We start from the raw sequence: 22,752 nt of genomic DNA, 5'->3' as shown, positions 1-22,752 counted from the left end.
GCATACCAGACCGCTATCGAAAGGGTGATCCGTTGAGCCGCTCGGTTCTCGTCACCGGAGGAAACCGGGGCATCGGCCTCGCCATCGCCCACGCGTTCGCCCAGGCCGGCGACAAGGTCGCGATCACGTACCGCTCCGGCGACCCCGCGGAGCTGGAGAAGGCCGGCTTCCTGGCCGTCCGCTGCGACATCACGGACACCGAGCAGGTGGACCAGGCGTACAAGGAGATCGAGGAGAAGCACGGTCCGGTCGAGGTCCTCGTGGCCAATGCCGGCGTGACGAAGGACCAGCTCCTCATGCGCATGTCCGAGGAGGACTTCACGTCCGTCCTCGACACCAACCTCACCGGCACCTTCCGGGTCGTGAAGCGTGCCAACCGCGGCATGCTGCGCGCCAAGAAGGGCCGCGTCGTGCTGATCTCCTCGGTCGTCGGTCTGCTCGGCTCGGCGGGTCAGGCGAACTACGCCGCCTCGAAGGCCGGCCTGGTCGGTTTCGCGCGCTCCCTCGCCCGGGAGCTGGGGTCGCGGAACATCACCTTCAACGTCGTCGCGCCCGGTTTCGTCGACACCGACATGACCGCCGTCCTCACCGACGAGCAGCGCGCCGGCATCGTGTCCCAGGTACCGCTGGGCCGTTACGCGCAGCCCGAGGAGATCGCCGCCGCGGTGAAGTTCCTCGCCTCGGACGACGCCTCGTACATCACTGGAGCCGTCATCCCGGTTGACGGCGGATTGGGCATGGGTCACTGATCACATGAGCGGAATTCTCGAGGGCAAGCGCATCCTGATCACCGGTGTGCTGATGGAGTCCTCCATCGCCTTCCACGCCGCCAAGCTGGCCCAGGAGCAGGGTGCGGAGATCATCCTCACCGCCTGGCCCCGGCCCACGCTGACCGAGCGCATCGCCAAGAAGCTGCCCAAGCCCGAGAACGTGAAGGTCCTGGAGCTCGACGTCTCCAACGACGAGCACCTCGCGCGCCTGGAGGGCCAGGTCCGCGAGCACCTGGGCGACCGCATCGACGGTGTCGTGCACTCCATCGGCTTCGCCCCGCAGGACGCGCTCGGCGGCAACTTCCTCAACACGCCGTTCGAGTCGGTCTCGACCGCCATGCACGTCTCGGCCTTCTCGCTGAAGTCCCTGACGATGGCGCTGCTGCCGCTGATGAGCGAGGGCGGCTCGGTCGTCGGCCTCACCTTCGACGCGAAGTTCGCCTGGCCGCAGTACGACTGGATGGGCCCGGCCAAGGCCGCCCTGGAGGCCACCAGCCGCTACATGGCGCGTGACCTGGGCAAGCAGAACATCCGCTGCAACCTGGTCTCGGCCGGTCCGCTCGGCTCGATGGCCGCGAAGTCCATCCCGGGCTTCGGCGAGCTGGCGAGCGTCTGGGACTCCCGCTCCCCGCTGGAGTGGGACCTGTCCGACCCGGAGCCGGCGGGCCGCGCCATCGTCGCGCTGCTCTCCGACTGGTTCCCGAAGACGACCGGCGAGATCGTCCACGTGGACGGCGGACTGCACGCGATCGGCGCCTGACGCCTCCCGCGGTGCTTGAAGGGTCCGGGTGCCCCGCCGAGAGGCGGGCACCCGGACCCTTCGCCGTTCCGCAACCCGGGCCCGAGTCGAAAAGTCGGGCGAATCACCGCAGACTGGTCGAAGCGTGACGTTCAGAGCGTGACAATCCGGCTACCGACCGGCTGCTTACGGGCTGCGGACGGGCCACGGACGGGGAGGAGGTGCGCACATGCGCGCGCTGTACTCCCAGGTCCCCGCGCTCGTCTCGGCCGTCGCGCTCCTCGCGGGCCTGGCCGGCCTCGCCGTCACCGCCGAGGTACGGGCCGCCCCCGCCCCCGCCGAGGACGCGCCCCGCGCCGCCCCCGCGGCTGAACCGGACGAGAGCGACGGCGCCTCCTGTCACACGGTCGTCGAGGGCTCCACGGCCACCGCCCACTGCCAGAACCCCTACCCCCGCACCGACCGCGTCCGCCTCCACGTCGAGTGCGACCGCTGGTGGGACGTGGACAGCGACAGCGCCCCGGTCGAGGTCGGCCCCGCCGACTACGCCCAGGTGACGGGCCGTTGCTGGAAGGAGATCCGCTCGGCGTGGATCACCCACGAACCGGCGGCTCCGGGCTCCTGAGGCACAGGAACGGGTAGCTCGCCGCCTCCGCCGCCGCCCGCTCGGCGTCGCCCTCGCGGACCGCCTCGACCAGGCGCGCGTGGTCCATGTGGTTCTCCGGCCGCAGCTCCCGGCCGACGTCGTCGCGCAGCCACGAGCGCAGCACGTGCCCGAGGTCGGCGTAGAGCTCGGTCAGCACCTCGTTGTGCGAGGCGACGACCATCGCGTGGTGGAAGGCCGCGTCGACCGTCACGAACTCCTCCGCGTCACCCGACTCCCAGGCCGCCTCGCGCCGCGCGAGCAGCGCGTCCAGCTGCTTCAGGTCCCGGTCCGTGCGCCGCCGCGCCGCCAGCCGGGCCGCCGAGGACTCCAGCGTCGAGCGCAGCTCCGCGACGTCCCGTGGGTCGGAGCCGGCGAACCTGCGGTGCATGACCCCGGCCAGCTCGCTGGTCGCGACCACGTACGTGCCCGAGCCCTGCCGGATGTCGAGCATCCCGTTGTGCGCGAGGGCCCGCACCGCCTCGCGGACGGTGTTGCGGGCCACGCCGAGCTGCTCGACGAGCTCCGGTTCGGTCGGGATCCGGGTGCCCACCGGCCACTCGCCCGAGGTGATCTGGTTCCGCAGCTGGGTGATCACCTGATCGGAGAGCCCGGCACGCCGGGGATGGCCGAGCGCCATGGGATGCACCTTCCGTCTTCGGGGGCTGGTCGTGGTTCACGATGACTGGTTCGAGATTGGACAACCAATCATCCCATGATTCTATGATGGCCTCATGCCTGACGAGCCGCAGACCCTCGCCCCCACCGCCGAGGCCGCCCCCATCGAGCCCCGCCCCCGCGCGGGCGCCACCGCATCCGCCGCACCCGCCGGCCCCGCCCGCTGGGTCACCGCACTCGTCGCCGTCGGACTCGTCCTCGCGGCGGTCAACCTGCGCCCCGCCATCACCAGCCTCGGCGCCCTCCTCGAAGAGGTCCGCGCCGGACTCCACATGAGCGGCAGCGTCGCCGGCGTCCTCACCTCCGTACCGCCGCTCTGCTTCGCCGTCTTCGGCATCGCCGCCCCGCGCCTCGCCCGCCGCTTCGGCCCCGCGGCCGTCGTCTGCGCCGGCATGGCCGCGATCTTCGCCGGCCTGCTGCTGCGCCCCTTCGCCGGCGGCACCCCGGCCTTCCTCGCCGCCAGCGCCCTCGCCCTCATGGGCATCGCGCTCAGCAACGTCCTGATGCCGGTCATCGTCAAGAAGTACTTCCCCGACGGCGTCGGCAGCATGACCGGCCTCTACTCCATGGCCCTCGCCCTCGGCACCTCCCTGGCCGCCGCCGCGACCGTGCCCATGACCGCCGCGATGGGCGGCAGTTGGCGCCTCGGCCTCGGCGTCTGGGCGGGCCTCGCGGCCCTCGCCGTACTGCCCTGGCTCCCGCTGCTGCGCGACCGCTCCATGACCGCGCCCGGCGGGCCGGCCGCCGCGCGGGCCGCCGCCGAACCCGCCGCCGCGCCCCGGGTCACCCGCAGCCGCACCGCCTGGGCCCTCGGCGTCTTCTTCGGGCTCCAGGCCACCGGCGCGTACATCACCATGGGCTGGATGCCGCAGATCTTCCGCGACGCCGGCGTCCCCGCCTCCACCGCGGGCGTGCTGCTCGCCGTCACCATGGTCATGGGCGTCCCGCTCGCCTTCGTCATACCCCGGCTCGCGACCCGGATGAAGAACCAGGGCCCGATCGTCGTCGCCCTCGGCCTGTGCGGCCTGGCCGGCTACACCGGACTCGCCTTCGCCCCCGCCGGCGGCGCCTGGCTGTGGGCCGTCCTCCTCGGCGTCTCCAACTGCGCCTTCCCGCTCGCCCTCACCATGATCGGGATGCGCTCGCGGACCGGCGCCGGCGTCGTGAAGCTGTCCGCCTTCGCGCAGAGCGTCGGCTACCTGATCTCCATCCCCGGCCCGCTCCTCGTCGGCATCCTCTACCAGCACAGCGGCGGCTGGGGGCTGCCCATCGCGCTCATGGCCGGCCTGATGATCCCGCAGATGATCGTGGGCAGCCTCGCCGGCCGGGACCGGACCGTCGAGGACGAATGCTGAGATGCGAGACTGATCCCATGCCTGTACTCGAACCGAACCCCCAGAACGGCCAGAAGAAGTTCCTCATCGTGCTCGGCGCGATGCTGGGCATCACCGCCGTCATCGCCGTGATCGCCTCCCTCGCCTCGCCCTGACCGGGCCCGGCGGGGGAAGGGTGGGGTTAACCCCCGCATCCCCTAGGGGGCGAGTGTCAGGGTCAAGTGGGTGGGTCACCCGATGGGCCGCGGGCGCCGCGCTCCGTACGTTGGAGACATCGCGGAGAACGGCTCCGCGCAGTGACTACCAGCCACGGAGGCGGCCATGTCGGCGCAGACCCACAGCAGCAGCCGGAGGGACCTCGCCCGTGGCTCGGTCGGTGTCGACACCCGGCTGCCCTGGTGGGCGCTCGCCCTCCCGGTGCTCGCCTTCGTCGCCCTCCTCCTCCTCATCACGGGACCGGAGCAGACGCAGGCGGTGAGCGGCGACATCACCATCGGACGCCTCGTCGAACAGCTCCAGCAGACCCTGTCCCTCTGACGCGTGCACCCCGGCGCTCTCCGCGTCAACGCGGCCTGATCCGTGCGAAGCTGTGGAGCATGAGCGTCGACACACCCCGCAGGATCGTGCTGCTCCGACACGCCAAGGCCGACTGGCCGCAGACCTCCGACCACGAGCGGCCGCTCGCCGAACGCGGGCGTCAGGACGCCCCCGTCGCGGGCCGCCGACTGGCCGAGACCGAGATCCCCCTCGACCTGGCCCTGTGCTCGACCGCGACCAGGACCCGCGAGACCTGGAAGCTGGCCGTCGCGGAGCTCCCCGAGCGCCCGAAGACGGTGTACGAGGAGCGGCTGTACGAGGCCTCCCTCGGCGAGCTCATCGCCGTCGTCAACGAGACCCCCGACACGGTGAACGGCCTCCTGCTCATCGGCCACAACCCCGGGATGCACGCGCTCGCCGACGCCCTGGCCGGCTCGGCCGAGGGCGACACCCTCGCCCGCATGACCCGCAGCGGCTTCCCCACCGCCGCCTTCGCCGTCGTGACCTTCACCGGCTCCTGGAAGTCCGTCGAGCACGGCGTGGGCACCCTGTCCGACTTCTGGACGCCCCACGCCTGAGCGTCACGGGCGGGTAGGTGCGCGGGCCCGTGCGCGAGTCCCCTACGCGAGCTCCGCACGCGAGCTCCGCACGCCGTCCCGCACGCGAGCCCCGTACGCGGTCCCGTGCGAGAGCCCGCACGGGACCCTGCCCGAGTCCGTACGTGAAGGGGCCCGGCCGTCCACCGACGCCCGGGCCCCCTCACGTACGCGTACCGCTCAGTGCAGCAGGTCCTCCGCGCCGCCGTCCGCGGCCTCGACCTCCTCGCGGGTGATCCCGAGCAGGTAGAGCACCGTGTCCAGGAACGGCACGTTGACCGCGGTGTCCGCCGCCCGGCGCACCACGGGCTTGGCGTTGAACGCCACCCCGAGCCCGGCCGCGTTCAGCATGTCGAGGTCGTTGGCGCCGTCGCCGATCGCGACCGTCTGCGCCAGCGGCACCCCGGCCTCCTCGGCGAAGCGGCGCAGCAGCCGCGCCTTGCCCGCCCGGTCGACGATCTCCCCGGTCACCCGGCCGGTCAGCCGGCCGTCCACGATCTCCAGCGTGTTGGCCTGGGCGAAGTCGAGCCCCAGCTTCTCCTTCAGGTCGTCGGTGACCTGGGTGAAGCCGCCGGACACCACACCCACCTGGTAGCCGAGCCGCTTGAGGGTGCGGATCAGGGTGCGCGCCCCGGGCGTCAGCCGCACCTCGGCGCGGACCTTGTCCACCACCGACGCGTCCAGACCGGCCAGCAGCTCCACCCGCGCGTGCAGCGACTGCTCGAAGTCCAGCTCGCCGCGCATCGCCGCCGCCGTCACCTCGGCGACCTTGTCCTCGCAGCCCGCGTGGGCCGCGAACAGCTCGATGACCTCGTCCTGGATGAGGGTCGAGTCGACGTCCATGACGACGAGCCGCTGGGCCCGCCGGTGCAGTCCGGCGGAGACCACGGCCACGTCCACGCCGACCGAGTGCGCCCCGGTGGCCAGCGCGGTCCGCAGCGGCTCCGTCTCACAACCCGAGACGGCGAACTCGACCGCCGTCACCGGGTACTTGGCGAGCCGGAAGATGCGGTCGATGTTGCCGCCGGTCTCCGCGATCCTGGCCGCTATGGCGGCCGTCTGCTCCGCGGTCAGCGGGTGCCCGAGCACGGTGACGTGCGAGCGGCCCTCGCCGCGCGGCTGGTTGTCTCCGGTGCCCGAGATGATCTCGGCCTGGAGCTTCATGGACTCGGCCCAGCTGTGCACGGTGGCGCGGAGCTCGCCCTGGGAGGCGACGGTCGGCTCGGTGACGAGCGCGCACAGGACGAGGCGGCCGCGGGAGACGACCTGCTCGATGTCCACGACGTCGACGGAGTAGGCGGCGAGGGTGTCGAAGAGTCCGGCGGTGATCCCGGGACGGTCCTTCCCGAAGATCTTGACGAGAAGCGTGGGAACGTCCGAAGCCGGAAGGTCCGCGGCGGGAACGTCCGAGGTGGGAACGTCTGAGTTCTGCGATGCGCTCATGGTGCTTCCACCGTATCGGGCACCCGGTGCCACCCGGCCCCCCGTCCCGCCTGCCGGACACCCGCGTGGCCCCGGGCTTGCCACCGGGGCGTCCGCCGTGCGGGTTGCGCAAGCTCTTCACGCGGCCCGACTTTCGGATACGGCCCGGGGCCTGAAATAGTTCCCCCGGATGTTCATCATCCCTGGGCTCCCGACGACGGGGGTACCGCGGGGGACAAGTAGTGGGGCATGGAGTGCCAGAACTCGTACTGGAATTGAATGGAAGGACCTGGACCCTCGATCCGTCCAGGTCGTACACCCTCGGCCGCGATCCCCAGGGCGACCTGGTCATCGACGACGCCCGGGTCTCGTGGCGGCACGCCACCATCAGCTGGGGCGGCCGGAGTTGGGTCATCGAGGACCACGGCTCCACCAACGGCACGTTCGTACAGGGGCAGCGGGTCCACCAGGTGGAGATCGGCCCCGGCTCGGCCGTCCACCTCGGCAACGCCACCGACGGCCCGCGGCTGAATCTCGCCGCCGTCGGCGCGCAGGCCCAGCAGCAGCCCGCCGCACCGGCCCAGCAGGCCCCGGCCCCGCACGCGCAGCCTGCGCACCAGGCGCACGTCGCCGGGCAGCAGCAGGCCGCCGCGCAGGCGGACTGGGCCACCCACCAGGCCCCGCCGCAGCAGCAGGGCTGGCAGCAGCAGGCGCCGCACGGGGTCCCGCACCAGCAGGCGCCGCAGGCCCAGCAGCCGCCGCAGCCGCAGGTCCCGCACCAGCAGGCCGCCCCGCAGGGCGCGTACCCGGTGCACGGCGACCGCAGCCCCACCACCTTCCACCAGCTCGACCTCGGCCATGTCATGCGCATCGGCCGTGGGCTTGAGAACGAGCTGGTCGTCTCCGACCTCCAGGTCTCGCGTCAGCACGCCAAGTTCCAGGCGACGCCCGACGGCCGGTTCGAGATCACCGACCTCGGCTCGCACAACGGCACGTACGTCAACGGCCAGCCGATCCCCAAGGGCGGCACCGCCCTCATCGGCCCCAACGACATCGTCGGCGTCGGCCACTCGACCTTCCGGATCGTCGGCAACCAGCTCGAGGAGTTCGTCGACACCGGCGAGGTCTCCTTCTCGGCCCGCCACCTCACGGTGACGGTCGAGGGCGGCAAGCAGATCCTCAAGGACGTCACCTTCGGCGTCCCCGAGAAGTCGCTCATCGGCGTCATCGGCCCCTCCGGCTCCGGAAAGTCGACCCTCCTCAAGGCGCTCACCGGCTACCGGCCCGCCGACCAGGGTGACGTCCTCTACGACAACCGCAGCCTCTACAAGCAGTTCGCCGAGCTGCGCCAGCGCATCGGTCTGGTCCCGCAGGACGACATCCTGCACAAGGAGCTGACCGTCCAGAAGGCGCTGCGCTACGCGGCCAAGCTGCGCTTCCCCGGCGACACCGCCGAGGCCGAGCGCGAGGCCCGGATCGGCGAGGTGCTGCGCGAGCTCAAGCTGGACATCCACAAGGAGAAGAAGGTCACCTCCCTCTCCGGTGGCCAGCGCAAGCGCGTCTCGGTCGCCCTGGAGCTGCTGACCAAGCCCTCGCTGATCTTCCTGGACGAGCCGACCTCCGGCCTCGACCCGGGCATGGACCGCGACGTCATGCAGCTGCTGCGCGGCCTCGCCGACGACGGCCGCACGGTCCTCGTCGTCACCCACTCGGTGGCCGAGCTGGGCCTGTGCGACAAGCTGCTCGTGATGGCGCCCGGCGGCTCGGTGGCGTACTTCGGCCCGCCGGAGGAGGCGCTGAACTTCTTCGGCTACTCCACCTGGGCCGACGTCTTCTCCGCCTTCGAGAACTACCGCGACTACGACTGGGCGGGTCGCTGGAAGGGCTCGCAGCACTACCAGATGTACGCGGCCGAGATCGACGCCGTCGCCGCCCAGCCGGTCCAGCTGCCGCAGCAGGCCCAGCAGGCGCTGGCCCGCCCGCCCAAGCCGCAGGGCTGGGGCTCGCAGCTGTGGACCCTGATCCGCCGCTACGTGTCGGTGATCGCCTCCGACCGGGGCTTCCTGGCCCTGATGGTGATCCTGCCGGCCGTGCTCGGCGCGGTCTCGGTGGTCATCCCGGCCGACTTCGGCCTGGGCAAGCCCGTCGCGCCGTCCCGCTTCAACGGCGACGCCGGAACGATCATGCTGATCCTCGCGGTCGGCATGTGCTTCTCGGGCGCCGCCAACTCCGTACGAGAACTGATCAAGGAACGGGTCATCTACGAGCGGGAGCGCGCCACCGGCCTGTCCCGCTCCGCGTACCTGATGTCCAAGGTCATCGTCCTCGGCGTGATCACCGCCTTCCAGGGCGTGATCATCTGCGGCATCGGCTTCTCCACCCGCGAGCTGCCGGAGGAGGGCCTGTTCATGCCGCCGGCGCTCGAACTGTGCGTGCAGGTCATCGCACTCGGCCTGACCTCGATGATGGTCGGCCTGGTCATCTCGGCCCTGGTGAAGACCGCCGAGAAGACCATGCCGCTGCTCGTCATGTTCGCGATCATCCAGGTCGTGTTCACCGGCATCCTCTTCCAGGTGTACGGCTCGCCCGGCCTGGAGCAGTTCGCCTGGCTGATGCCCTCCCGCTGGGGCATCGCCGGCGCCGGCACCACGCTCGACCTGGCGCACCTGATGCCGCCGTGGGACCACAAGAACCCGGACAACACCGACGCCCTGTGGGAGCACACGGTGGGGCAGTGGAGCCTCGACCTCGGCATCCAGCTGCTCATGGCCACGCTCTGCTGCGTGCTCGTCGCGCGGCTGCTGCGCCGCCACGAGCCCGAGGTCATGCGCAAGTAACGGACCCCGAGTCCACGCCCGAAGGGCGGCACCCCGTGCGGGGTGCCGCCCTTCGGCAGGTACGGAGGGACTCAGTACGCGCTGTTGACGTTGTCGATCGAGCCGTAGCGGTCGGCCGCGTAGTTGCAGGCGGCGACGATGTTGGCGACCGGGTCGTACTGGTCGAACTTGGTGCCGGGGATGTGGTACGCCTTGAAGGTCGGGTAGATGACCTGGAGCAGGCCCTTGGACGGGACGCCGTTGATGGCGTTGATGTCCCAGTTGTTGATCGCGAACGGGTTTCCGCTGGACTCGCGCATCACGTTCTTGTGGATGCCGTTGTAGGTACCCGGGATGTCGTGCTTGTCCATGATGAACAGCGCCTCGCGGATCCAGCCGTCGAGGTTGTTCGCGAAGACCGGCTGGCGGACGGCGGCGCGGCTCGCGGCCGCCTTCGCCTCGGCGCGCTTCTTGGCGTCGGCCTTCGCCTTGGCGGCGGCCTTGGCGGCGGCGTCCGCCTTCGCCTTCGCGGCGGCGTCGGCCTTGGCCTTCGCCTTGGCCGCGGCCTCGGCCTTCGCCTTGGCGGCGGCGTCCTGCTTGGCCTTCAGCTCGATCGTGGACTGCTGCGAGTCGAGGCTCGCGGCCAGCGCCTTCGCCTGCGGGCTGTTCGCGTTGTACGACCAGGCGACCTGCTGCGTGTTCGCGAGGGCCTGCGGCTCGGTCTCGGTGGCACCACCGTGGCCGGGGACGAGGGAGAAGCCGAGGGCTGCGGCGCTCAGAGCGGCGACGCCGGCGATCGTGGCCTTGTGGGTCTTCTTCAGACCACGACTGTGGCCAGGGGTCTTCGCAGACATGTGGCACTACCTCTTCGAATCGCAGGGGGTCGCTCAGGCCGGGTGGCGCTGCGCCTACTCGGCGGCGACGGACGCAATTCTTAGCGGCAGCAAAATCCCGTGGCAAAGGTGTGACGTACGATCCGAGGTAGTGGATCAGGGGGTCTGGGGGGACGCCCCCGAACCGGCCCGATGCCAGTCCGGGCAGGCACTGATCTGTCCCTTACGTATCCACTAGGGGGATTCGTAAGTGACGTGGGTCCTATGCGCGGGCTCACATCGGGCACGTAACAAACTCACCGCGCGTTGCTTCAGCAATGCGCACGGTGAGGCTCCTCCTCCGGGAGGATGAGATGGACGTCCCCGAACTCGTGCCAGAGGTAGCGCTCGCGCACCGCCTCGGCGTACGCGCGGCGCAGCGCGGGCCGCCCGGCCACCGCCTCCAGCATCAGCAGGTGCGAGGCCTCCGGCTCGTGCAGCCCGGTCAGCAGCCCGTCCACCACCCGCACCCCCCGCTCCGGCGTCACGACGAGCCCGGTCCACCCCGCCGCGGCCCGCACGACGGCACCACCGGCCGCCGGCACCGCGGCGGACTCCAGTGCCCGCACCGCCGTCGTCCCCACCGCGATCACCCGCCCGCCGCCCGCCCGCGCCGCGTTCACCAGCCGCGCCGTCGCCGCCGGCACCTCGAAGCGTTCCGGATACGGCGGCTCGTGCGCCTCCGACGACGCCACCCCCGTGTGCAGCACCAGCGGGGCGAACCCCACCCCCCGGCTCACCAGCTCCGCGACCAGCCGCGCCGTGAACGGACGCCCCGCGCTCGGCATCTCCGCCGAACCCGCGCCGTCCGGCGAGGGCCGCGCGAACACCGTCTGGTACGCCGCCACCGGCTGGTCCCGCTCCGTATACCCGTAACGAACAGGCCGCCCGTACCGCGCGAGCAGCCCCGGCACCCCGACATTCGGCCGCGCCCACCAAAGCCGCGCCGCCCCCGGCGCCAGCGGCTCCTCCAGGACCAGCCGCGCCCCGCCCGGCAACCGCACCACCGCCCCCGGCGGACCGCCCGCCCGCGGCCGCGTCGTCCCCGCCCCGTCCGGCGCACGCAGCTCCACCGCCCACCGGCGCCCCTCGCCCCGCGTGGAGAAGTGGACGACCACCGCCTCCCCGCCCGGCTCCGCCCCGAGCCGCCCGTCCACCGCCGCCGCCAGCGTCGCCGACGTGTTCACCACCAGCACGTCCCCCGCCCGCAACAACGACGGCAACTCCAGAAACCCCCGATGCGCCACCTCCACCCCCCTCGACACGAGCAGCCGCACACCATCCCGCCCAAGCCCCACCCCCCGCTGCTCGACGGGCACCCGCGCCGAGAGGACCTCGGGCACCGCCACGAAGTCCTTGTCGGCCCCGGGGCTCGTGCTCTCTCCGGGGCATGCGGCCTTCCCGGGGCCGGTGGTCTCCCCGGGCCCTGAGGCCTCCCTGGGGCTCGCGGCCTCCCCGAGGCCCCCGGCCTCTCCGGAGTCGCTGGCCTTCCCGAGGGCCGTGGCCGTCCCGGGGCCCCCGGCCTCCCGGGAGCGCCGGGCCTCCCCGAAGCCCCCGGCCGTCCCGTTCCGCCCGCCGTCCACCTCCACGGTCACCTGCCCACCCCCACCAGCTCCGCCGCCGCGTACCGCCCGCTCGCCGGCCGGTGCTCGACCAGGGCGAGGAAGCCCGGCACCACCGACTCCGGCGTCGGCGGCGGATCCGTGAGATCGGGGACCGCCGCCGCGTACAGGTCCGTCGCCATGTCGCCCGGATCCACCGCCCACACCCGCAGCCCCGGCTCCTCCACCGTCAGCACCGCCGCCAGCAGGTCGAGCGCCGCCTTCGAGGCCCCGTATCCGCCCCACGTCCTGTACGGCTTCACCGCCGCGTCCGAACTCACCACGACCACCGCCCCCGCCCCGCTCTCCCGCAGCAGCGGCAACCCCTCCTGTACGAGCCCCAGCGCGGCCACCGCGTTCGTCTCGAACGCCGCCCGCAGCCCGTCCAGCGGCAGCGCGTCCAGCCGTACCAGCGGCTCCACGCCCAGCACGCTCGCGTTGCTCACCAGCAGGTCCAGCCCGCCGAGCCGCCGCGCCGCCGCCACCAGCTCCGCGCGGTGCGCCGCGTCCGTGACGTCCCCCGGCACCGCCACCACCCGCGTACCGTGCGCCCGGACCGCCGCCGTGCTCTCCTCCAGTACCGCCGCCGTACGCGCGTCCAGCACCAGGTCCCAGCCGCGCGCGGCGAGCCCCGCCGCCAGCGCCCGGCCCAGCCCCTTCGACGCCCCCGTGACGATCGCGACACCCATGACCGACCCCTTTTCCCTCACGTACGCGTGCACCCGCGTACGAACCGATGGGATCCAGCCTCGTGACCCGTCCCGCCCGCCGCCTCGTCCCCGGGCCCCGACCGCCCAGGGCACTTCGACCTAGTCCCCGGGTCCCGGCCGGCCGCCGTCCCCGGACGGATACGGACCGTCACACCCCGCCGGTACGGTGAACACATGAGCCACCGACCGAGCTCCGGCCTGGCCGCCGTGAGCAGCGCCCTGCTGGCGATGAACCGCCAGATGGAGGTCCGCGACGTCCTCAAGACGATCGTCGCCTCCGCCCGCGAGCTGCTCGACGCCGAATACGCGGCGCTCGGTGTCCCCGACGACCACGGCGGCTTCGCCCAGTTCGTCGTCGACGGCGTCAGCGAGGAGCAGTGGCGGGCCATCGGCCCCCTGCCCCGCCAGCACGGCATCCTCGCCGCGATGCTCCACAAGGCGGAGCCCGAACGGCTCGCCGACGTCCGCCAGGACCCCCGCTTCGAGGGCTGGCCCGAGGCTCACCCGGACATGTCCGACTTCCTCGGCCTCCCGGTCCGCGACGGCGACGAGATCCTCGCCGCCCTCTTCCTCGCCAACAAGCGCTGCCCCAAGCCGGCCGGAGGCTGCGGCTTCACCGCCGAGGACGAGGAGCTCCTCACCCTCCTCGCCCAGCACGCGGCCATCGCCCTGACCAACGCCCGGCTGTACGAGCGCAGCCGTGAGCTCACCATCGCGGAGGAGCGCTCCCGCCTGGCGCACGAGCTGCACGACGCCGTCAGCCAGAAGCTGTTCTCCCTGCGCCTCACCGCCCAGGCCGCCGCCGCGCTCGTCGACCGCGACCCGGCCCGCGCCAAGGAGGAGCTCCAGCAGGTCACCGAGCTCGCCGCCGAAGCCGCCGACGAGCTGCGCGCCGCCGTCGTGGAGCTGCGGCCCGCCGCCCTCGACGAGGACGGCCTGGTGCACACCCTGCGCACCCAGATCCAGGTCCTCGACCGGGCCCACACCGCCCGCGTCACCTTCGACAGCTCCGGCGTCCGCGCGCTGCCCGCCGCCCAGGAGGAGGCCGTGCTGCGGGTCGCCCAGGAGGCCCTGCACAACGCGCTGCGCCACTCCGGCGCGGCCCTCGTCACCGTCTCCCTCACCCGCAGCGGCCAGGGAGCACGGCTCGCCGTCACCGACGACGGCCAGGGCTTCGAGCCGCGGACCGTCCGCAGCGCGGGCCGCCACCTGGGCCTGGTCTCCATGCGCGACCGGTCCGCCGGGGTGGGCGGCACCCTGACCGTGACATCGGCCCCGGGGCGGGGCACCACGATCGAGATGGAGGTCCCCGGTGGCTGAGGAGAAGAGGAAGGCGATCCGCGTCCTGCTGGTCGACGACCACCAGGTCGTCCGCAGAGGCCTGCGGACCTTCCTGGAGGTCCAGGACGACATAGAGGTCGTGGGGGAGGCGTCCGACGGAGCCGAGGGCGTGGCCGCCGCCGAGCAGCTGCGGCCCGACATCGTCCTCATGGACGTCAAGATGCCCGGCACCGACGGCATCGAGGCGCTGCGCCGGCTGCGCGAGCTGGCCAACCCGGCGCGCGTCCTGATCGTCACCAGCTTCACCGAACAGCGCACGGTCGTCCCCGCGCTGCGGGCCGGCGCGAGCGGGTACGTCTACAAGGACATCGACCCCGACGCGCTCGCCGGCACCATCCGCTCCGTCCACGCCGGCCACGTACTGCTCCAGGCCGAGGTCGCCGGCGCCCTGCTGAGCCAGGAGGAGCACGGCCAGGGCGGCGGTACGGGGCGCGGCTCCACCCTGACGGAGCGGGAGCGGGAGGTCCTCGGCCTGATCGCCGACGGACGCTCGAACCGGGAGATCGCCCGGGCGCTCGTCCTGTCGGAGAAGACGGTCAAGACCCACGTCTCCAACATCCTCATGAAACTGGACCTGGCCGACCGCACCCAGGCGGCCCTCTGGGCGGTACGCCACGGCCTGACCACCTAGACCCCCTTGACTGGGGGGCACGCCCGTTCCCCCAGTCATACCGTCGTGTGTATGTCCCCCGTTCGGCGTAACCGGGCGGGTTCGGCGGCGTTCTCCATGGCGTGCTGCGGCGGACCGGCCGCAGCGATGACCAGGAGGATCCTGAAGTGAACAACCTCAAGAAGGCCGCTGCCCTCACCATGGTCGCCGGTGGCCTCGTCGCCGCCGGTGCCGGTGTCGCCTCCGCGAACGCGGACGCCCAGGGCCAGGCCCTCCACTCCCCGGGTGTCGCCTCCGGCAACCTGGTGCAGGCCCCGGTCCACGTTCCCGTGAACGTCTCCGGCAACACGGTCAACGTGATCGGCCTGCTCAACCCGGCCTTCGGCAACGGCGCCGTCAACCACTGACGCCCACCCCGAACCCCCGGCCCCCGGACACCGTCCGGGGGCCGACGCTGTTAAACCCCCCGCTCCCGCTCCCGCTCCTCCACATACGCGTTGTACGCCGCCACCTGCGCCCGCCGCGCCACCCGCTCCACCGGCCGCAGCGCCGCCCCCCGCGCCGCCATCTCCGCCGCGCTCACCGCGCCGCCGTGGCCGTGGTCGTACGCCAGGTCCACGAGGAGGCCGATGCGCCGGGCCAGTTCCAGGACGCGGACCGCGCGGGGCGGGTAGCCGGGGGCCAGGACCTCGCGGCCGGCCTCCGCGCGGGCGCGGTACGCGTCGCGGGCCGCGTCGGCGGTCGGGCCCGAGGCGGCCACGTCGAGGCGGGTCAGGACGGTCGTCGCTTCCCGGAGGGCCTCCGCGAGCTCCCGCTCCGCCTCGCCCAGGGACGGCACGTCCGCCGGCGGAGCCTCACGTACCGCGAGGCAGCGCCAGACGACCTGCACGTGCAGATCACCCGCGGGCCCCGCCTCCGCGACCTCGGGCACCAGGCCGTACGGCGCGCCGAAGCCGACGGCCGCCTCCTCCGCCTCCAGCGCCCGCGCGTTGAACTCCGGCGGGCCGCTCAGCCCCAGCGGATGCCCCGGCGCGGGCAGCGCCACCCGCCAGCCGGTCACCCCGAGCCGCCGCAGCCGCCCGAGCGCCAGCGTCAGGCCGACCGGCCCCGCCTCGCCCGGCAGCCCCTCCACGCGGTGCACCGCGTCCTCCCCGACAATGGCGAGCGCCGCGTCGTCCGGCGACACCGCCCCGGCCAGCAGGGCATTGCCCCAAGCGGCCAGACGTCCTGAGCGTGGTTCCGAAAGCATGCCCCCCAGCCTAGGGACTCGCGGGCGGCCCCACGGCGCAAAGCAAGCCCTAAGGACGGGCCCGGCCCGCCGGTGGCGTAGGTTTTCCCTGGACGCCGCGCCCACAGGCGCAAGGCGACGACAAAGATTCGACCGCAAGGGGAGACAACGCGCTCATGAGCGATGTACTGGAGCTGGTGGACGTATCCGTGGTCCGCGACGGACGCGCTCTGGTGGACGAGGTCTCCTGGTCGGTCAAGGAAGGCGAGCGCTGGGTCATCCTCGGCCCCAACGGTGCCGGCAAGACCACCCTGCTCAACGTCGCCTCCAGCTACCTCTACCCCACCAAGGGCACCGCCACCATCCTCGGCGAGCGCCTCGGCGGCGTCGACGTCTTCGACCTGCGCCCCCGCATCGGCATGGCCGGCATCGCGATGGCGGAGAAGCTCCCCAAGCGCCAGACCGTCCTGCAGACCGTCCTCACCGCCGCGTACGGCATGACGGCGACCTGGCACGAGGACTACGACCCGGTCGACGAGGAGCGCGCCAAGGCCTTCCTCGACCGCCTCGGCATGACCGACTACCTGGACCGGAAGTTCGGCACCCTCTCCGAGGGCGAGCGCAAGCGCACCCTGATCGCCCGCGCGATGATGACCGATCCGGAGCTCCTCCTCCTCGACGAGCCCGCCGCCGGCCTGGACCTCGGCGGCCGCGAGGACCTGGTCCGTCGCCTCGGCCGTCTCGCCCGCGATCCGTACGCCCCCTCGATGATCATGGTGACGCACCACGTCGAGGAGATCGCCCCCGGCTTCACCCACGTCCTGATGATCCGTCAGGGCAAGGTCCTCGCCGCGGGCCCCATGGAGACCGAGCTGACCTCCCGCAACCTCTCCCGCTGCTTCGGCCTGCCGCTCGTCGTCGAGCACGTCGGCGACCGCTACACCGCGCAGGGCCTGCCCCTCAAGTAAGCCGCCGGGGCCTGGCGACCGCACAGAGCCATGCCCCCACCGCGCCCTGTCCCGGAAGCCCCACCCGCCCTACCATGACCTTGTGGACATCGACGCATGGGTCTGGTGGCTGATCGGCGCGGTGGGGCTCGGCATTCCCCTGGTCCTGACCGCGATGCCCGAGTTCGGCATGCTCTCCGTCGGCGCGGTCGCCGGGGCGGTGACCGCCGCCCTCGGCTTCGGCATCGTCGCGCAGGTGATCGTCTTCGCCGCGGTCTCCGTCGCCCTGATCGCGGTGGTCCGCCCCATAGCGGCCCGCCACCGCGACGGCCGCCCTCAACTCGCCACCGGTATCGACGCCCTGAAGGGCCGTCAGGCCCTGGTCCTGGAACGGGTGGACTCCGCCGGCGGCCGCATCAAGCTCAACGGCGAGGTCTGGTCCGCCCGCACGCTCGACACCGGCCAGAGCTTCGAACCGGGCGAACAGGTCGACGTCGTCGACATCGACGGGGCGACCGCCGTGGTCATGTGAGCCCGGGCGATCTCAACGCGGCCTCATGTGACCGAACCTCGCCCATGACGCCCCGCGGTCTGGGAAACTCGATCATCATCTCGTAGTCAACCGGCAACCCGCAGCGAAGGGCACAGGGAACACGATGTCAGCAGTCATCATCGTCCTGATCATTCTGGTGGTGCTTGTCTTCATCGCCCTGATCAAGACCATCCAGGTCATCCCCCAGGCGAGCGCCGCGATCGTGGAGCGCTTCGGCCGCTACACCCGCACGCTCAACGCCGGACTCAACATCGTCGTCCCGTTCATCGACCGCATCCGCAACCGCATCGACCTCCGCGAGCAGGTCGTACCGTTCCCGCCGCAGCCGGTGATCACCCAGGACAACCTGGTCGTCAACATCGACACCGTCATCTACTACCAGGTGACCGACGCCCGCGCCGCGACCTACGAAGTCGCCAGCTACATCCAGGCCATCGAGCAGCTCACCGTCACCACCCTCCGCAACATCATCGGCGGCATGGACCTGGAGCGCACCCTCACCTCCCGCGAGGAGATCAACGCGGCCCTGCGCGGCGTCCTCGACGAGGCCACCGGCAAGTGGGGCATCCGCGTCAACCGCGTCGAGCTCAAGGCGATCGAGCCGCCCACCTCCATCCAGGACTCGATGGAGAAGCAGATGCGCGCCGACCGCGACAAGCGCGCCGCGATCCTCACCGCCGAGGGCATCCGCCAGTCCCAGATCCTCACCGCCGAGGGCGAGAAGCAGTCCGCGATCCTGCGCGCCGAGGGCGAGTCCAAGGCCGCCGCGCTCCGGGCCGAGGGCGAGGCCCAGGCCGTCCGCACGGTCTTCGAGGCCATCCACGCCGGCGACCCCGACCAGAAGCTGCTCTCCTACCAGTACCTCCAGATGCTCCCGAAGATCGCCGAGGGCGACGCCAACAAGCTCTGGATCGTGCCCAGCGAGATCGGCGACGCCCTCAAGGGCCTCTCCGGCGCCTTCGGCAACGTCGCCCCCGGCGTCCCCGGCTTCGACACCAAGGCCCAGGCGCCCAAGGACGGTTCGGAGCGCCGCGAGGAACCCAGGGTTGACTGACACGTACACGTAACCCTCGTGCATGATCAGTGCGAGCCCCTCGACCCCGGACCGACACACCAGGGCGGGGAGGCGACTCACTGACCATGTAAGGAGATGGCGTTGTCCATCTGGGAAGCACTGGCAGTCTTCGGCGCCGGCACGGCCGCCGGCGCCATCAACACCGTCGTCGGATCGGGAACGCTGATCACGTTCCCCGTCCTCCTCGCCACCGGCCTGCCGCCGATCACCGCGAACGTCTCCAACACCCTCGGCCTCGTCTCCGGCTCCGTCAGCGGCGCCATCGGCTACCGCAGCGAACTCAAGGGACAGAAGAAGCGCGTCCTCCGCCTCGGCGGCACCGCCCTCGTCGGCGGACTCGTCGGCGCGATCCTCCTCCTCTCGCTGCCCTCCGACGCCTTCGACGCGATCGTCCCCGTCCTCATCGGCATCGCGCTCCTCCTCGTCCTCCTGCAGCCCCGCATCGCCGCCGCCGTCCAGCGCCGCCGCGAGGCCACCGGCACCGAGGCCCACCCCGACGGCAGCCCCGTCCTCCTCGTCGGCCTCTTCCTCGCCAGCGTGTACGGGGGCTACTTCGGCGCCGCCCAAGGCGTCCTCTACCTCTCGCTCATGGGCCTGCTGCTCCACGACACCCTGCAACGCATCAACGCCGTCAAGAACGTCCTCGGCGCCGTCGTCAACGGCGTCGCCGCCGTCTTCTTCCTCTTCGTCGCCGACTTCGACTGGACCGCCGTGCTGCTCATCGCCGTCGGCTCCACCATCGGCGGCCAGATCGGAGCCAAGGTCGGCAAGCGCCTCTCGCCCGCCGTCCTGCGCGGAGTGATCATCGCCGTCGGCGTCGTCGCCATCCTCCAGCTCACCCTGAAATGACGGCGGGGCCCGCCCCCGACCGGGGGCGGGCCCACCCGACCCACGTCTAAGCGGCCTGGTCCGTCAGCCAGTCCGGCAGCTCCGACCGCTCACCGGCCCGCATCGCGAGCAGCATCGCGTCCGCCGGCGTCGGCACGAACGGCTGGCGCAGCAACGGCATCCCCGCCTGCTCCGGCGTACGGTCCGCCTTGCGGTGGTTGTCCTCCGCGCACGAGGCCACCGTGTTCAGCCAGTGGTCGCCACCACCCTGCGCCCGCGGCACGACATGGTCCACCGTCGTCGCCCGCCGCCCGCAGTACGCGCACCGGTGCTGGTCCCGCACCAGCACACCCCGCCTCGACCACGGAGCCTGTCTTCGGAAGGGCACCCGGACATAGCGGCAGAGCCTGATCACCCGCGGCACCGGCATGTCCACGGCCGCCGCCCGCACACGCAGGCCCGGGTGCTCCTGCTCCACGACGGCCTTGTCCTGCAGGACAAGCACCACCGCACGGTTGAGTGTGACCGTCGAAAGCGGCTCGAAGCTCGCGTTCAGAACCAGCGTGTCCCGCATTGTGCCCACCTCCCGTGTGCCGGCCCAGCCCCCCATGTGGGCTCCGGGCTTGGATCAACTCTGGCCGGGCACGCCGGGTAGGACAACGCAATATCCGTGGAACGAAAGATGCCCGCTTCTGATCTCTCCAAGACCAGAAGCGGGCAAACAACGAACGAACGCTCAGCTGTCGGCGGGACCCGTGTACACGCCGATCAGCTGCGCCCGCCCCAGCGTGTGGAACCGCAGGTGGAAACCGACCGCGGCGGGCGACGCGTCCGCGTCGGGCCCCAGCTTCTCCGTGTCCACCGCGTACACCGTGAACACATAACGGTGGTTCTCCCCGGCCGGCGGCGCCGCCCCGCCGAAGTCCCTCGACCCGTAGTCGTTCCGCGCCTGCACGGCACCCGTCGGCAGTCCCACGAACGACCCCGAACCGGCACCCGCCGGCAGCTCCGTCACCGACACCGGGAGGTCGAACAGCACCCAGTGCCAGAAACCGCTGCCCGTCGGCGCGTCCGGGTCGAAGCAGGTCACCGCGAAGCTCTTCGTCCCCGCGGGGAAACCCTCCCAGCTCAGCTGCGGCGAGGTGTTCCCCGCCGCGTACACCTGAGCGTCCTTCAGCACCCCGCCCGCCACGACGTCGTCGCTCACCACGGTGAACTCCGGCACCGGCGGATGGAAGTCATGGGGGAGCGGCGCCCTCTTGCCCTCGGCCACGTCTGGAACCTCCGTATCGCTGGCCACTCTGAACACGTCCTGCGCGGCCGAGCCTAGAGCCAGTTGCGGCGCCCGCCGACCTCGGCGAGCCACTGGTTCAGATACGCCGCCCAGTCGGTGGTGTGGAAGTCGTGCAGCCCCACCGTGAACGACCGGAACGAGTCGCTGCCCTCGGTGAACAGACCCGGCTTCTTGTCCATCTCCAGGACGACGTCCATCTCCCGGTCGTCCGCGACGAAGCTGACCTCGACCTGGTTCAGACCCCGGTACTGCTGCGGCGCGAAGAACTCGATCTCCTGGTAGAACGGCAGCCGCTGCCGCGTCCCGCGGATGTGCCCGCGCTCCATGTCCGCGCTCTTGAAGCGGAAGCCCAGCTGGAGGAACGCGTCCAGGATCGCCTGCTGCGCCGGCAGCGGGTGCACGTTGATCGGGTCCAGGTCCCCGGAGTCCACCGCGCGGGCGATCTCCAGCTCGGTCGTCACCCCGATGTTCATACCGCGCAGCTGCTGTCCCGCGATGGCGGTGACCGGCGTCTCCCACGGGATCTCCAGCCCGAACGGCACCACGTGCACCGCCCCGGCCTGCACCTCGAAGGCCCCGCCCAGCCGCACCTTCACGAACTCGATGTCCTGCTTGTGCTCCTGGTCGCCACCCTCGACCTCGACCCGCGCCTGCAGCCCGACGGACAGCCCCTCGATCTGCTGGGCCACGGAACCGCCCTGGATCCGCACCTCACCCTGGACGACGCCACCCGGGACGACGTTCTCCTCGGTGAGCACGGTCTCCACCGACGCCCCGCCCGCACCCAGGCTCGCGAGCAGCTTCTTGAACCCCATCAACGACTCCTTATGTGTCCTGCGCTGTCCTGACCCCTACATACGCGTGACGACCGTAGTCGGTTCCCCACTACGCTCGGACGCCATGAGCGAGAGCCCCGACCGTACGCCGCTCCCGCGGGCCTTCTTCGACCGCCCCGTACTGGAGGTCGCCCCCGATCTCCTGGGCCGCACCCTCGTGAGGAACGCCCCGGACGGGCGCATCGAGCTGCGCCTCACCGAGGTGGAGGCGTACGCCGGCGCGATCGACCCCGGCTCCCACGCCTTCCGGGGCCGCACCGCCCGCAACGCCGTCATGTTCGGCCCGCCCGGACACGCGTACGTCTACTTCACCTACGGCATGTGGCACTGCCTGAACCTGGTGTGCGGCCCGGAAGGACACGCGAGCGGGGTCCTGCTCCGAGCGGGCGAGATCCTGAGCGGTACGGAACAGGCCAGGAAGCGGCGCCTCTCGGCCCGGTACGACACCGAGCTGGCCAAGGGCCCGGCCCGCCTGGCCACCGCCCTCGACGTCGCCCTCTCCCTCAACGGCACCGACACCTGCGGCGGCCCGGACGCCCCGCTCTCCCTGCTCACGGGCACCCCCGCCCCGCCCGACCGGATCCGCTCCGGCCCCCGCACCGGCGTGGGCGGCGACGGCGCCCCGCACCCCTGGCGCTTCTGGATCGACGGCGACCGCACGGTGAGCCCCTACCGGGCGCACGCGCCGCGGAAGCGTCGCCTTGACTCGGGCGCCACAGGTGCGTAGTGTGGCCCGAGCCGCTTGAGACGGGTAGTGCTTACTTGAGCCTCCCCAGAGCGGCCACCCACTCCTTTACAACGAATCCCAACGGGGCTCATTTCGGCATGCCGAAATTCGTTTCGAAAGGCTCGATTATGAGCCTCCCGGGAAATCGGCTAAAGTAGTGGACACGCCGGAAGGCCCCGAGAAAAACAAATCGGGACCGGAAAGCACCGAGGAAATCGGATCGGAAAGATCTGATAGAGTCGGAAACGCAAGAACGAAGGAAGCGCCCGGAGGAAAACCCGAGAGGGTAAGTACAAAGGAAGCGTCCGCACCTTGAGAACTCAACAGCGTGCCAAAAATCAACGCCAGATTAGTTGATACCCCGTCCATCTTCGGATGGTCGAGGTTCCTTTGAAAAAGTCCACCCCACGGGGTGGCACACAGCGAGGACGCTGTGAACAGTCGGCCACATTCCGGCATGACTGTTCCGCTCAACGCGAGTGTAACGCCGGATTACCGGCAAACATTCACGGAGAGTTTGATCCTGGCTCAGGACGAACGCTGGCGGCGTGCTTAACACATGCAAGTCGAACGATGAAGCCCTTCGGGGTGGATT

General features: G+C 71.5%; 25 protein-coding genes and 1 rRNA gene. 17 read left to right on the top strand and 9 right to left on the bottom strand.

Annotation, left to right across the window (positions count from 1 at the left end):
* Nucleotides 1-32: 32 nt before the first annotated feature.
* The 3 genes from fabG (at nt 33) to ACZ3ZE_RS00120 (ending at nt 2,134) form a co-directional block, all read left to right on the top strand.
* Nucleotides 33-749 (top strand): 3-oxoacyl-[acyl-carrier-protein] reductase, encoded by a 717-nt coding sequence (gene fabG / locus ACZ3ZE_RS00130; protein WP_361179696.1) that lies wholly within the window; start codon nt 33-35, stop codon nt 747-749.
* A gap of 4 nt (nt 750-753) precedes the next feature.
* Complete coding sequence (gene fabI / locus ACZ3ZE_RS00125) at nt 754-1,530, top strand: enoyl-ACP reductase FabI (protein ID WP_046907964.1); 777 nt, start codon at nt 754-756, stop codon at nt 1,528-1,530.
* Between the two features lie 208 nt (nt 1,531-1,738).
* A complete protein-coding gene (locus tag ACZ3ZE_RS00120; protein WP_361179699.1) occupies nt 1,739-2,134 on the top strand; it encodes a hypothetical protein in 396 nt (131 codons plus the stop codon).
* Here ACZ3ZE_RS00120 and ACZ3ZE_RS00115 read toward each other — a convergent pair.
* Nucleotides 2,103-2,792 carry a FadR/GntR family transcriptional regulator gene (locus ACZ3ZE_RS00115; RefSeq protein ID WP_361179702.1) on the bottom strand — a complete coding sequence of 230 codons (690 nt, stop codon included), beginning with the start codon at nt 2,790-2,792 and terminating at the stop codon, nt 2,103-2,105. The two genes, ACZ3ZE_RS00120 and ACZ3ZE_RS00115, sit on opposite strands and share 32 nt — an antisense overlap.
* 94 nt (nt 2,793-2,886) lie before the next feature.
* On the opposite strand from ACZ3ZE_RS00115, the gene ACZ3ZE_RS00110 reads away from it, so the two are divergent.
* The 4 genes from ACZ3ZE_RS00110 (at nt 2,887) to ACZ3ZE_RS00095 (ending at nt 5,279) form a co-directional block, all read left to right on the top strand.
* A complete protein-coding gene (locus tag ACZ3ZE_RS00110; protein WP_467256857.1) occupies nt 2,887-4,185 on the top strand; it encodes a CynX/NimT family MFS transporter in 1,299 nt (432 codons plus the stop codon).
* Nucleotides 4,186-4,202: 17 nt separating this feature from the next.
* Nucleotides 4,203-4,319 (top strand): SGM_5486 family transporter-associated protein, encoded by a 117-nt coding sequence (locus ACZ3ZE_RS00105; RefSeq protein WP_329419473.1) that lies wholly within the window; start codon nt 4,203-4,205, stop codon nt 4,317-4,319.
* A 166-nt stretch (nt 4,320-4,485) separates the two neighbouring features.
* Complete coding sequence (locus tag ACZ3ZE_RS00100; protein ID WP_361179707.1) at nt 4,486-4,701, top strand: hypothetical protein; 216 nt, start codon at nt 4,486-4,488, stop codon at nt 4,699-4,701.
* Nucleotides 4,702-4,760: 59 nt separating this feature from the next.
* On the top strand, nt 4,761-5,279 hold the full coding sequence (locus ACZ3ZE_RS00095) for a SixA phosphatase family protein (protein WP_361179709.1): 519 nt from the start codon (nt 4,761-4,763) through the stop codon (nt 5,277-5,279).
* Nucleotides 5,280-5,477: 198 nt separating this feature from the next.
* Here ACZ3ZE_RS00095 and serB read toward each other — a convergent pair whose 3' ends face one another.
* Nucleotides 5,478-6,740 (bottom strand): phosphoserine phosphatase SerB, encoded by a 1,263-nt coding sequence (serB, locus tag ACZ3ZE_RS00090; RefSeq protein ID WP_467256855.1) that lies wholly within the window; start codon nt 6,738-6,740, stop codon nt 5,478-5,480.
* A gap of 221 nt (nt 6,741-6,961) precedes the next feature.
* On the opposite strand from serB, the gene ACZ3ZE_RS00085 reads away from it, so the two are divergent.
* Nucleotides 6,962-9,556: an ABC transporter ATP-binding protein/permease gene (locus tag ACZ3ZE_RS00085; protein ID WP_467256853.1), complete on the top strand. Its 2,595-nt coding sequence runs from the start codon at nt 6,962-6,964 to the stop codon at nt 9,554-9,556.
* 71 nt (nt 9,557-9,627) lie between these two features.
* On the opposite strand, the gene ACZ3ZE_RS00080 is transcribed toward ACZ3ZE_RS00085, so the two are convergent.
* From ACZ3ZE_RS00080 to ACZ3ZE_RS00070, 3 genes are all read right to left on the bottom strand, one after another.
* Nucleotides 9,628-10,389 carry a transglycosylase SLT domain-containing protein gene (locus ACZ3ZE_RS00080; RefSeq protein WP_361179718.1) on the bottom strand — a complete coding sequence of 254 codons (762 nt, stop codon included), beginning with the start codon at nt 10,387-10,389 and terminating at the stop codon, nt 9,628-9,630.
* 290 nt (nt 10,390-10,679) lie between these two features.
* Nucleotides 10,680-11,756 carry an S-adenosylmethionine:tRNA ribosyltransferase-isomerase gene (locus ACZ3ZE_RS00075; RefSeq protein WP_361628876.1) on the bottom strand — a complete coding sequence of 359 codons (1,077 nt, stop codon included), beginning with the start codon at nt 11,754-11,756 and terminating at the stop codon, nt 10,680-10,682.
* Nucleotides 11,757-11,998: 242 nt separating this feature from the next.
* Complete coding sequence (locus ACZ3ZE_RS00070; protein ID WP_467256851.1) at nt 11,999-12,697, bottom strand: SDR family NAD(P)-dependent oxidoreductase; 699 nt, start codon at nt 12,695-12,697, stop codon at nt 11,999-12,001.
* Between the two features lie 195 nt (nt 12,698-12,892).
* Here ACZ3ZE_RS00070 and ACZ3ZE_RS00065 point away from each other — a divergent pair, with 195 nt between their 5' ends.
* From ACZ3ZE_RS00065 to ACZ3ZE_RS00055, 3 genes are all read left to right on the top strand, one after another.
* Nucleotides 12,893-14,038 carry a GAF domain-containing sensor histidine kinase gene (locus ACZ3ZE_RS00065; RefSeq protein WP_361179727.1) on the top strand — a complete coding sequence of 382 codons (1,146 nt, stop codon included), beginning with the start codon at nt 12,893-12,895 and terminating at the stop codon, nt 14,036-14,038.
* Nucleotides 14,031-14,690 (top strand): response regulator, encoded by a 660-nt coding sequence (locus ACZ3ZE_RS00060; protein WP_467256849.1) that lies wholly within the window; start codon nt 14,031-14,033, stop codon nt 14,688-14,690. Before ACZ3ZE_RS00065 ends, ACZ3ZE_RS00060 begins: the two co-directional genes overlap by 8 nt.
* A gap of 146 nt (nt 14,691-14,836) precedes the next feature.
* Nucleotides 14,837-15,076 (top strand): chaplin, encoded by a 240-nt coding sequence (locus tag ACZ3ZE_RS00055; RefSeq protein WP_361179733.1) that lies wholly within the window; start codon nt 14,837-14,839, stop codon nt 15,074-15,076.
* A gap of 50 nt (nt 15,077-15,126) precedes the next feature.
* On the opposite strand, the gene ACZ3ZE_RS00050 is transcribed toward ACZ3ZE_RS00055, so the two are convergent.
* A complete protein-coding gene (locus ACZ3ZE_RS00050; RefSeq protein ID WP_361179736.1) occupies nt 15,127-15,918 on the bottom strand; it encodes a hypothetical protein in 792 nt (263 codons plus the stop codon).
* Nucleotides 15,919-16,073: 155 nt separating this feature from the next.
* Here ACZ3ZE_RS00050 and ACZ3ZE_RS00045 point away from each other — a divergent pair, with 155 nt between their 5' ends.
* The 4 genes from ACZ3ZE_RS00045 (at nt 16,074) to ACZ3ZE_RS00030 (ending at nt 19,321) form a co-directional block, all read left to right on the top strand.
* Nucleotides 16,074-16,865 (top strand): ABC transporter ATP-binding protein, encoded by a 792-nt coding sequence (locus tag ACZ3ZE_RS00045; RefSeq protein ID WP_361179739.1) that lies wholly within the window; start codon nt 16,074-16,076, stop codon nt 16,863-16,865.
* An 82-nt stretch (nt 16,866-16,947) separates the two neighbouring features.
* The gene (locus tag ACZ3ZE_RS00040; protein WP_361179742.1) at nt 16,948-17,376 is read left to right on the top strand and encodes an NfeD family protein; all 429 of its coding nucleotides are present in this window, start codon (nt 16,948-16,950) and stop codon (nt 17,374-17,376) included.
* A 124-nt stretch (nt 17,377-17,500) separates the two neighbouring features.
* Nucleotides 17,501-18,451 carry an SPFH domain-containing protein gene (locus ACZ3ZE_RS00035; protein ID WP_361179745.1) on the top strand — a complete coding sequence of 317 codons (951 nt, stop codon included), beginning with the start codon at nt 17,501-17,503 and terminating at the stop codon, nt 18,449-18,451.
* Nucleotides 18,452-18,547: 96 nt separating this feature from the next.
* Nucleotides 18,548-19,321 (top strand): sulfite exporter TauE/SafE family protein, encoded by a 774-nt coding sequence (locus ACZ3ZE_RS00030; RefSeq protein ID WP_361179748.1) that lies wholly within the window; start codon nt 18,548-18,550, stop codon nt 19,319-19,321.
* A gap of 46 nt (nt 19,322-19,367) precedes the next feature.
* On the opposite strand, the gene ACZ3ZE_RS00025 is transcribed toward ACZ3ZE_RS00030, so the two are convergent.
* The 3 genes from ACZ3ZE_RS00025 to ACZ3ZE_RS00015 all read right to left on the bottom strand — a co-directional run bounded on the left by ACZ3ZE_RS00025 (nt 19,368) and on the right by ACZ3ZE_RS00015 (nt 21,409).
* Nucleotides 19,368-19,874 (bottom strand): HNH endonuclease, encoded by a 507-nt coding sequence (locus ACZ3ZE_RS00025; protein WP_351665072.1) that lies wholly within the window; start codon nt 19,872-19,874, stop codon nt 19,368-19,370.
* A gap of 162 nt (nt 19,875-20,036) precedes the next feature.
* Nucleotides 20,037-20,573: a YbhB/YbcL family Raf kinase inhibitor-like protein gene (locus ACZ3ZE_RS00020; RefSeq protein WP_467256847.1), complete on the bottom strand. Its 537-nt coding sequence runs from the start codon at nt 20,571-20,573 to the stop codon at nt 20,037-20,039.
* Nucleotides 20,574-20,626: 53 nt separating this feature from the next.
* Complete coding sequence (locus ACZ3ZE_RS00015; RefSeq protein ID WP_351665076.1) at nt 20,627-21,409, bottom strand: sporulation protein; 783 nt, start codon at nt 21,407-21,409, stop codon at nt 20,627-20,629.
* Between the two features lie 85 nt (nt 21,410-21,494).
* On the opposite strand from ACZ3ZE_RS00015, the gene ACZ3ZE_RS00010 reads away from it, so the two are divergent.
* Both ACZ3ZE_RS00010 and ACZ3ZE_RS00005 read left to right on the top strand, forming a co-directional pair.
* The gene (locus ACZ3ZE_RS00010) at nt 21,495-22,157 is read left to right on the top strand and encodes a DNA-3-methyladenine glycosylase (RefSeq protein ID WP_361179756.1); all 663 of its coding nucleotides are present in this window, start codon (nt 21,495-21,497) and stop codon (nt 22,155-22,157) included.
* Between the two features lie 505 nt (nt 22,158-22,662).
* A 16S ribosomal RNA gene (locus ACZ3ZE_RS00005) occupies nt 22,663-22,752 on the top strand; the annotation flags it as partial.

This window comes from Streptomyces sp. NPDC023157, assembly GCF_055560575.1.
The sequence above is the reverse complement of the archived record's forward strand: the minus strand, read 5'-3'. Positions and strand labels throughout refer to the sequence as shown.

Excerpts from the sequence above, each read along its gene's own strand:
- ACZ3ZE_RS00105 (WP_329419473.1), top strand. The coding sequence starts at position 4,203 with ATGCCTGTACTCGAACCGAACCCCCAGAACGGCCAGAAGAAGTTCCTC.
- ACZ3ZE_RS00030 (WP_361179748.1), top strand. The coding sequence starts at position 18,548 with ATGGCGTTGTCCATCTGGGAAGCACTGGCAGTCTTCGGCGCCGGCACG.
- ACZ3ZE_RS00015 (WP_351665076.1), bottom strand. The coding sequence starts at position 21,409 with ATGGGGTTCAAGAAGCTGCTCGCGAGCCTGGGTGCGGGCGGGGCGTCG.
- ACZ3ZE_RS00065 (WP_361179727.1), top strand. The coding sequence starts at position 12,893 with ATGAGCCACCGACCGAGCTCCGGCCTGGCCGCCGTGAGCAGCGCCCTG.
- ACZ3ZE_RS00115 (WP_361179702.1), bottom strand. The coding sequence starts at position 2,792 with ATGGCGCTCGGCCATCCCCGGCGTGCCGGGCTCTCCGATCAGGTGATC.
- ACZ3ZE_RS00070 (WP_467256851.1), bottom strand. The coding sequence starts at position 12,697 with ATGGGTGTCGCGATCGTCACGGGGGCGTCGAAGGGGCTGGGCCGGGCG.
- ACZ3ZE_RS00110 (WP_467256857.1), top strand. The coding sequence starts at position 2,887 with ATGCCTGACGAGCCGCAGACCCTCGCCCCCACCGCCGAGGCCGCCCCC.
- fabI (WP_046907964.1), top strand. The coding sequence starts at position 754 with ATGAGCGGAATTCTCGAGGGCAAGCGCATCCTGATCACCGGTGTGCTG.
- ACZ3ZE_RS00120 (WP_361179699.1), top strand. The coding sequence starts at position 1,739 with ATGCGCGCGCTGTACTCCCAGGTCCCCGCGCTCGTCTCGGCCGTCGCG.
- ACZ3ZE_RS00010 (WP_361179756.1), top strand. The coding sequence starts at position 21,495 with ATGAGCGAGAGCCCCGACCGTACGCCGCTCCCGCGGGCCTTCTTCGAC.
- ACZ3ZE_RS00050 (WP_361179736.1), bottom strand. The coding sequence starts at position 15,918 with ATGCTTTCGGAACCACGCTCAGGACGTCTGGCCGCTTGGGGCAATGCC.
- ACZ3ZE_RS00100 (WP_361179707.1), top strand. The coding sequence starts at position 4,486 with ATGTCGGCGCAGACCCACAGCAGCAGCCGGAGGGACCTCGCCCGTGGC.
- ACZ3ZE_RS00095 (WP_361179709.1), top strand. The coding sequence starts at position 4,761 with ATGAGCGTCGACACACCCCGCAGGATCGTGCTGCTCCGACACGCCAAG.
- ACZ3ZE_RS00025 (WP_351665072.1), bottom strand. The coding sequence starts at position 19,874 with ATGCGGGACACGCTGGTTCTGAACGCGAGCTTCGAGCCGCTTTCGACG.
- ACZ3ZE_RS00035 (WP_361179745.1), top strand. The coding sequence starts at position 17,501 with ATGTCAGCAGTCATCATCGTCCTGATCATTCTGGTGGTGCTTGTCTTC.
- ACZ3ZE_RS00045 (WP_361179739.1), top strand. The coding sequence starts at position 16,074 with ATGAGCGATGTACTGGAGCTGGTGGACGTATCCGTGGTCCGCGACGGA.
- serB (WP_467256855.1), bottom strand. The coding sequence starts at position 6,740 with ATGAGCGCATCGCAGAACTCAGACGTTCCCACCTCGGACGTTCCCGCC.
- ACZ3ZE_RS00080 (WP_361179718.1), bottom strand. The coding sequence starts at position 10,389 with ATGTCTGCGAAGACCCCTGGCCACAGTCGTGGTCTGAAGAAGACCCAC.